The organism is Ramlibacter sp. (assembly GCF_029866045.1).
Lineage (GTDB): Bacteria > Pseudomonadota > Gammaproteobacteria > Burkholderiales > Burkholderiaceae_C > Ramlibacter.
On sequence record NZ_JARXAB010000045.1, the window covers coordinates 1 to 8539 of the forward strand.

The 8539-nt window shown below is 68.5% G+C and carries 4 protein-coding genes; all 4 read left to right on the top strand.

All coding sequences use genetic code 11. The annotated features are described in order from the left end of the window. The first annotated feature begins 2 nt into the window (after window positions 1-2). Window positions 3-7274, top strand: coding sequence for a hemagglutinin repeat-containing protein (locus QE494_RS05095; protein WP_336619424.1), 7272 nt, complete (start codon window positions 3-5; stop codon window positions 7272-7274). After that, a complete protein-coding gene (locus tag QE494_RS05100) occupies window positions 7271-7945 on the top strand; it encodes a hypothetical protein (protein ID WP_300041828.1) in 675 nt (224 codons plus the stop codon). The genes QE494_RS05095 and QE494_RS05100 overlap by 4 nt, the downstream gene beginning before the upstream one ends. Window positions 7946-7973: 28 nt before the next feature. Further along, entirely contained in the window at window positions 7974-8111 is a 138-nt protein-coding gene (locus tag QE494_RS05105; RefSeq protein ID WP_300041829.1) for a hypothetical protein, read from the top strand. After that, window positions 8086-8539 (top strand): hypothetical protein (locus QE494_RS05110; protein ID WP_300041830.1); only part of this gene is annotated, 454 nt, incomplete at its 3' end. The genes QE494_RS05105 and QE494_RS05110, both read left to right, overlap by 26 nt.

Genomic DNA, 8539 nt, shown 5'->3' on the forward strand with positions numbered 1-8539 from the left:
ACATCGACCGGCGCGGCGTCATCTTGCAAAACAACCCCAGCAATACCGCCACCGTGCTCGGGGGCTGGGTGCAGGGAAATGGCGCACTGACCGCTGGGCCGGCACGCGTCATCCTTACTGAAGTCAGCGGCGGCAGCGCCAGCCAGCTGCGCGGTTACATCGAAGTGGCCGGGTCGCGGGCCGAGGTGGTGGTGGCCAATCCCGCCGGCATCTCGTGCGACGGCTGCGGCTTCATCAATGTCAATCGCGCCACGCTGGCCGCCGCAACGCCGCTGCTGGCTGAGGGCGGACAGGGCCCGCTGACCGGCTGGCGTTCGCGGCCAGGCGTGCTGCAAATCACCGGCGCTGGGCTCGACGGCGGCGGCCTCGACTACGCTGCCTTGATCGCCCACGCGGTGCGCGTCGACGCCCAGCTGCGCGTCACCGGGCAACTGCAGGTGGTCGCTGGCGCGCAGGAGGTGGCGTGGGGCGCGCAAGGCGCGGTGGCTGCAGTGAAGCCCTTCGCCGACGCGTCTGGGCGTCCGGCAGTCGCGATCGACGTGAGCCGGCTAGGCGGTATGTATGCCGGCGCCATTCACCTGGTGGGGTATGGCAATGGCGTGGGCGTGCGCAACGCCGGCGACATCGGCGCCACGGCGGGGGCGCTCCGCATCAGCGCCAGCGGTTGGCTGGAGAACCTGGGCAGCTTGTCCTCGGCAGGGCCGCTGGGCGCTGAGGCCAGCGCGGGCGTGTCCAACCGCGGCGCCATCAGTTCAGAGGGGCCGCTGCGTCTGTCGTCCCAGGGCGTCATCGACAACACGGGCCAGGTGCTGTCCCGAGTTGACCTGAGCCTGGAGGGGGCGCAGGGGGTCGAGCAATCCGGTGACCTGCGCGCCGGCGGTGACCTGGCCATCGTCAGCAACAGCCGTATCCGGCAGGCCGGACGCGTTGCCGCCGGCGGCGACCTGCGTCTGGATGCCGGTGCACAGGGATCGGTCGAGGCCGACGCGGCGTCTCTCAATCTGGCGGGTGTGTTGTCGGACGGCCGTCTGAGCAGCCAGGGGCGCATCCTCGTCTCGGGCGACGCAGTTGCGCTGGGCGGGCGCTGGCAGGCTGGAGCGGCCCTGGTGGTCGACGCGCGCAGCACCTGGCTGGGGGGTGCGGTGCTGCGGGCGAGCCAAATCAGCCTGACCTCACGCGAGGGTGACCTCGACCTGACCGGCGCCGACCTGCTGGCCGGCAACACGCTCACGTTTTCTGTCCGCAACACGCTGGTCACTGCTGGCGCCCGGGTCGAGGCGCCGCGCATCTTCATTGCCGCTGGGGGCATTGACAACCGTGGCGGTCTGCTGCGCCAGACCGGTCCGGGTCTGCTGCAGCTCTCGCTGGGTGGCGCCCTGCTCAACCAGGGCGGCATTCTCAGCGCGGATCAGGGCGACTTGGCGCTGGTCGCCGGTTCCGTGTCGAACCAGGGCGGCCTCATTGCGGCAGGTGGTGACATTCGCCTGCAGACGCAAGCGCTGAACAACGCCGACGGCCAGGTGGATGCCGGCGGCAGCCTGCAAGCACGCCTGCTCGGGGACCACACCCCTGATGGGCGCTGGTTGGCCGGCCAAGGCATTGCACTGGACGTGCAGGGGCGTCTGGTCCTCGGCTCGGCCCGCCTCGAGGCGCCCCGCCTGGCGTTCAAGGCCGACAGCTTGCTCAACCTCGGCGAGACGCGGGCCACGGAGCTGCGTGTCACCACGGGCGCGCTGGAGAACCGGGGCGAGCTCACCGGCGACACGCTGCGGCTCCAGGCCGACTCGCTGGACAACCCGGGCCTTGTCGACGGCACCGACGTCCGTATCGACACCCGCCGTCTCGACAACCACGGCACAGGCCGGATTTACGGTGACCGCCTGGCGATCGCGGCGGACGCGCTCACCAACCGGGCCGAGGGCGGCCAGGCCGCGGTCATTGCCGCCCGTGATTCGCTGAACCTGGGCGTCGGCCGCCTGGACAACAGCGCGCATTCGCTGATCCTCAGTGCGGGCGACCTGGCCCTGGGCGGCGCCCTGGACGCCCAAGGTCAGGCCATGGGTCGGGCTGCGTTAGTGACCAACAGCAGCGCCACCATTGAGGCGCTGGGGGCCTTGCGCCTGAGTGCCGATCTGGTGCAAAACGTCGACCCGAGCTTTCGCGTCGAGCAGGTCACGCTGCCTCCCGAGCAGGTGACCGAGTACCAGCCGGCCGCTGGGGGGCCGCGCTACCGCGAGGGGACGCCCGGCCTGTGGGTGTTCAACGCCGAGTCCGACCACCTGCGCACGCCCGACGGCCAGACCTGGGAGCACTGGTACGCCTACACCGTCACCCGCACCGTCCGGCTGACGCGCATCGCTGTCAGCGACCCCGCGCGAATCCTGAGCGGTGGCGACATGCGTATCGATGCCGGTCGCGTTCGCAACGAGCAGGGCCAAATCGTCGCCGGCCGCCGACTTCAGCTGAGCGGCGCCCTCGAGAACATCGGCGTCACCGGCGAGCGCTGGACCACCGATTCCGGCAGCGTCACCGAGTTCTGGCGCGAACGCCAACGCGGCTGGGACAGGACCGGATCCCGCGTCACGGACTACCAGCCGCCGCCCACACGCAGAACCTTTGACCTGGGCGCCTCTGAAGTGCAGGGGAATCGGGCTGCGCCCAGCGGTGCGACGGCGCCACCGCCACCGCCACCGCCGCCAGCTTCCCCGCCCTCCACGGTGGGCCAGGGGCCGGCTAGCAGTGGCGCCAACCCGCCCGCGAGCGGCACGGGCGCAAACACAAACACAAACACAAACACAAACACAAACGCAGGGGCTCTGCCAGACGCGCTGCCGCTGCTGCGCCTGCCCACCAGCAGCCTCTATCGCGTGCTGCCCGACCCTAGCAGCCACTACCTGGTCGAGACCGACCCGCGCTTCACCGACGGCCGCCGCTGGCTCGGCTCTGACTACCTGCTGGGCCAGCTCGGCCTGCAACCGGCCGCGGTTGTCCGCCGCCTGGGCGACGGCTTCTACGAGCAGCGGCTCTTGGTCGAGCAAATCACACGCATCACCGGCCAGCGCCGCATCGCTGGCTACAGCGACGACCACACCCAGTTCCAGGCCCTGATGGACTCGGGCGCCACCGCGGCGCGCCGGCTGTCTCTGGTCCCTGGCGTTGCGCTCAGCCCGGAGCAGGTGGCCCAACTCAGCTCCGACATCGTCTGGCTGGTCGCTCGCGAGGTGCAACTGCCCGATGGCAGCACCACCACCGTGCTGGTGCCCCAGGTGTACCTGCAGCCGCGCCCCGGTGACCTCAGCCCGACGGGGTCGCTGATTGCCGCCAACCAGGCCGAGTTGCAGGTCACCGGCGACCTGCGCAACGGCGGCACCATCGCCGGCCGGCAGGTGCTGACTATTTCAGCGGAGAACCTCGTCAACCAGGGGCTCATCGGCGGAGGCCAGGTGGCGCTTCAGGCGCAGCAGGACATCGCCAACATCGGCGGTACCGTCCGCGCCACCACCGCCCTGACGCTAGGCGCCGGGCGCGACCTGAAGGTCACCAGCACCACCTCCGAGCAGGCCAATGCCCAAGGCCGACAGGTTCAGGTTGACCGGGTGGCTGGTCTCTACGTCAGCGACCCAGCCGGCACCTTGGTGGCCCGAGCCGGGCGCGACGTGCAGATCACCGCCGCCGTGGTGCGCAGCGAGGGCAGCGCCCAGGTGGTGGCCGGCCGCGACCTGGTCGTAGACACCCTGCAGACCCACAGCAGCCAAGACCTCCGCTGGGACGCGCAGAACGCGCGCCGCGAAGCCACCAGCGCCGAGGTCGGCAGCCAACTCAGCGCCCGCGGGGCAGTCACCCTCGAAGCCGGCCAAGACCTGCGGGTGCGCGCAGCGTCGGTGCGCAGCGACGAGGGCGCCGCCACCCTGAGCGCGGGGCGCGACGTTCGCCTGGAGGCCGGCGAGGCGCGCCAACAGCTCGACCTGTCCCACCAGCACACCAGCCGCGACACGCTCAGCAGCGAAACCGTCCGCAAAACCCTGCAACTGGATGAAACCAGCGCCCAGGTGGCGCAGGTGGAGGGGCGGTCCGTGCGGGTCGAGGCGGGTCGGGACCTGCGGGCCACCGGTGCACAGATCGTCGGTGACGGCGCGGTGTCTCTGCGCGCTGCAGGCGACATCACCCTCGAGTCCGCCCGCGACCGGTCCGAGCGGCAGTCGGTTGACGAGTCCCGCCGAACGGGCGTCTTCGGCAGCGGCGGCACCGGCTTCACCATCGGCAGTCGTCGCAGCACCACCGAGGAGGTGGTTCGCTCCGACAGCGCCGTCAAGGGCTCGGTCGGCAGCCTGCAGGGCGATATCGACATCCGCGCCGGCGGCCGGGTCCGCGCCGAAGGCACAGACCTGCTCGCGCCCCAGGGCTCGATACAGGTGGAGGGCAAGCAGGTCGAGATCATCGCGGCGCAATCGCACAGCGAGGTGCAGTCCACCACCCGCACCCGCCAGACCGGCGTCACGGTGTCGGTCTCCAACCCGGTGGTGAGCGCCGTCCAGACCGCCGAGCAAATGGACCGTGCGGCGGGCGACACCGGCAGTGCCCGCGTGCAGGCCCTCGCGGTGGCCGCTACGGCGCTGGCCGTGCGTGACGCCGCGCAGGCTGTCGCGCGCAACCCCGGCGCTGCGGGCGGCGTGACCTTCAGCGCCAGCCTGGGCACCAGCCGCAGCGAGTCGACCCACAGCGCCAGCAGCGAAGAGGCGGTGACCTCGCGCGTGATTGCGGGGAAAGACCTGCGCGTGCGGGCGACCGGTGCTGCTGGGGCTGCCGGTGCTACGGGTACCGCGGGTGTCACCGACGCCGACGGCACGGTGCTGCTGCGAGGCGTGCAGGCCCGCGCCGGAGGCCGCGTGGAGATCGACGCCGCGCGGGACCTCCGCATCGAAGCTGCCCGTAGCACCGTCCGCCAGCGCGACACCGAGCACAGCAGTAGCGCCAGTGTGGGGGTGAGTGTGGGCACCGGCAGCCCCGGTGGCGCCCCACCCCAGGTCGGTGTCACCGTCGCGGTGAGCGGCAGCCGGGGCCGCGCGGACGGCGAGGAAACCCGCTGGACCCTCAGCCACATCGACGCTGGCCAGCAGGTGCAACTGCGCAGCGGGCAAGACACCGTGCTTTCTGGCGCGGTGGTCTCGGCGCCCAAGGTGGTGGCCGATGTCGGCGGCGAGCTGCTCGTGGAAAGCCTGCAAGACACCAGCCGCTACGACAGCAACCGCGCCCAAGCCAGCGCCAACGTCACCTTCGGCCCGGGCCCCTCGGCCGGCGTGGGGCTCGGCGGCAGCCGGGTAGATAGCCACTTCGCCAGCGTGACTGAGCAGGCCGGCATCCGGGCCGGCGACGGTGGCTTTCATGTCCGTGCGCAGGGCGGCACCGAGCTGCGCGGCGGCGCGATCACCAGCACCGACGCCGCCGTGGCCGCCGGCCAGAACCGGCTCGACACGCCGAAGATCCGGCTGTCGGACATCGACAACCGCGCCGCCTACCGGGCCGAGGCGGCCTCGGTCAACATCGGCGCAAGCTACAGCGCGGACGGCCAAACCCGACCCGCCGGAACCAGTGCCGGCTTTGGCAGCGACAGCGGCCAAGCCGCCAGCGTCACCCGCGCAGGCGTCTCCGGCATCGCCGGCAACACCACGGCCCGTACCGGCGATGCACAGACCGGCATCAGCCCCCTGTTCGATGCGGGCCGGGTGCAGCGGGAAGTGGATGCGCAAGTTGCCATCACCCAGCGCATCGGCGAGCAGGTACCCAGGCTGGTGGCCGACATCGCCGACGGCCGGGCGCAGGCGCTGCGCACCGAGGCCCAAACCGAGTCCGACCCGACCCGGCAGCGTGCGCTGCTGGAGCAGGCCGCCCGCTGGGAGGAGGGCGGCGCTGCCCGCGTCGCCTCACATGTGCTGGTGGGTGCAGTCACCGGTGGCGTGGCGGGTGCCGCAGGCGCGGGCGCCGTGGCTGCGGCGGCGCCCGCGCTGGACGCCTTGCAGGGCCACGTCACGGCCGCACTCTCTGATGCGGGCACAAGCGAGGGAATCGCCCGCGGCACAGGGCAGGTGGTCGCCAATGTGGCCGCGCTGGTGTTGGGCGGTGTCGCTGGCGGCGGCAGTGCGGCAGGGGCGGCGCTGGCCTTGAATGTGGACGCCAACAACCGGCAGTTGCACCCCACCGAAATCCGCTGGATCAAGGACAACGCCCGGCGCTTTGCGAAGCAGATGGGCATCTCCGAAGCCGAGGCCGAGCGTCGTCTCGGCATGCAGGCATACCGGGCTGTGCAGGTGGGTGTTTCTGGCGAGTGGGACGCATCTGCTGCGGCATTTCTGCGTGACGGCGGGCGGCAGCTTTTGCCTGCAGACCCCGCCACCGCGGCGCTCGGCCCGGGCTACTTCTTCCAGGCGACAGCGGAGCAACGTGCCAACCCGCTGATGTACCTGAACGACGTCACCTCGAACCCGATCGCACGGCGGTTCTACACCGACAACCAGTTGCAAATTCCAAGCGGCTCGCAACTCAGCGACGGGTCCGCGCGTGATGGCAGTGCGCGTGCCATGGTGGGGCGCTGGACCACAAGCGCGTTCATCACAGCGGCGGGTCTGGTGCTGTCGCCCACGCTGGCGGGCGCGCCCGTCGAAATAGCAGAGTTCCTTCGCAGCCCGGTCGTCTACTGCGCCATTCGTCCCGCGGCCTGCACGGCGGTGGTGGATGCGGTTGCGGCAACTGCAGCCGGTGTGCCCATCACGGGCGCCCCGATGCTCACCTTGCCCCGGGTGACGGGTGCAGCGGCTGAGGTCGTAACCCATCCGCAGACGGCCGAAGAGGTCGCAACGGTGGTAAGGGTGCGGTCGCCAGCTGCGGTGGTGCCTCAGGCGCAGATCGTGGCGCTTGATGCGACATCGCGGCGCACCGCAGAGGTTCAAGAGGCCGTATTCGCCAATCTTCCAAGAGGCATCGATCGAAATGGTGCGACTCACATACTTTGGGGAGACAGGCCGCGCAGTGGTGGACATCTGTGGCCTGGAAATCCGGGGAAGACGCCTTTCCCACCGGACTGGTCCGAAGGAAGGATCATTGCGACGGTTGGAGAAATATTCACCAATCCGAAGACCCCATGGCAGCCTCCGGATCGGACGGGGCGCTTGGTTGCCGAAGTTTTTCGGCAAGGGGTGGAGGTCAGGGTTGTGTATGACCCGAAAACCCAGCGAGTGGTTTCGGCTTACCCCATCAACCTTCCAAGGAATCCGAAGTGAATTTCGATCTTATTGAAGAAAAGCTGCACGCAGTCCTCGCGGAAATCGTCGCTCAACGAGCCATTGCACTCCGCTTTTTTAGCAGCGCCAAACAGCTTGATCGTGAGATGAGCCTCTGCAGTAGCTTTATTGACGACTGTGAGGCCGAGTTGGCCTATACCCAAATCGTCGACCTGCTAGACGGAATTCCGTTCACGATTACGCGTCGCAGCGCTGTCGCGCTGATCGAATTGGCGCTCATCTACGGTCTCAAAACCACTGACGAGGAAGATCGCGCGTTCAACTTCTGCGATTTCAGCCCCTTTTGCTTTTGGAAAACGCCTGACCTAGACGGACGGCTGAAAATCTCGCCACTGAACAAGCGGCAAGTCACCGAACGGATCGAGGCCGTTCTGAATTTGATCGACGCCCAGAGGAATGCGTTCCCTCCCAGCGTCGACCCAGGCCGCAACTTGACCGACCAGTTGGCAACCATCCGAGACCTCCTGGTCTCTGGCGAGTTAGCCCTGGCCTACGAAGGCTGCGTCTGCCTGCTCGAGCGCTGCCCCATCCAGGTCCCTGCCAGTGTTGCGGTCGGTCTCATCGAACTTGCACTCACCTTCAAGTTCAAGACCCACCGCGTTGAAGACGCCGAATATGTCTGGCCCTGTGACCTCGCGCCGATCCCGTGACTGAGACGCTCGCTCCTCAGGAGTCGCCATGGATGTCGATCAAATTGAGAAAAAATTAGACTTGGGTCCTGGCGGAAATCGTCGCTCAGCGAGATTTGGCGCTCCGTTTTTTCAGCAGCGCCAATCAGTTCGATTGGGAGATGAGCGTTTGCAAGAGCTTTATTGACGAAGGCGAGGTCGAGCTAGCGTACACACAAATCATCGAAACGCTCGACTGGGTCCCCTTCACCCTCACCCATCGCAGCGCTGTCGCGCTAATCGAATTGGCACTCATCTGCGGCTTCAGAACCACTGCCGAGGAGGACCGTGCATTCAACTTTCTCTACCTGAGACCCTTGCGCTACAACATCACGCCAGACTTGCGCGCGCCCACAGAAGGCTCCCCCCTGGACGAGAAGCAAGTGGCCGAGCGCATCGAGGCCGTTCTGAATTTGATCGACGCCCAGAGGAATCCGTTCCCTCCCAGCGTTGACCCAGGCCGCAACTTGACCGAGCAGTTGTCGACCATTCGCTCTCTCTTGGCAACTGGCGAGCTGTCCCTCGCCTACGAAGGCTGCGTCTGCCTTCTCGAGCGCTGCCCCATCCAGGTCCCAG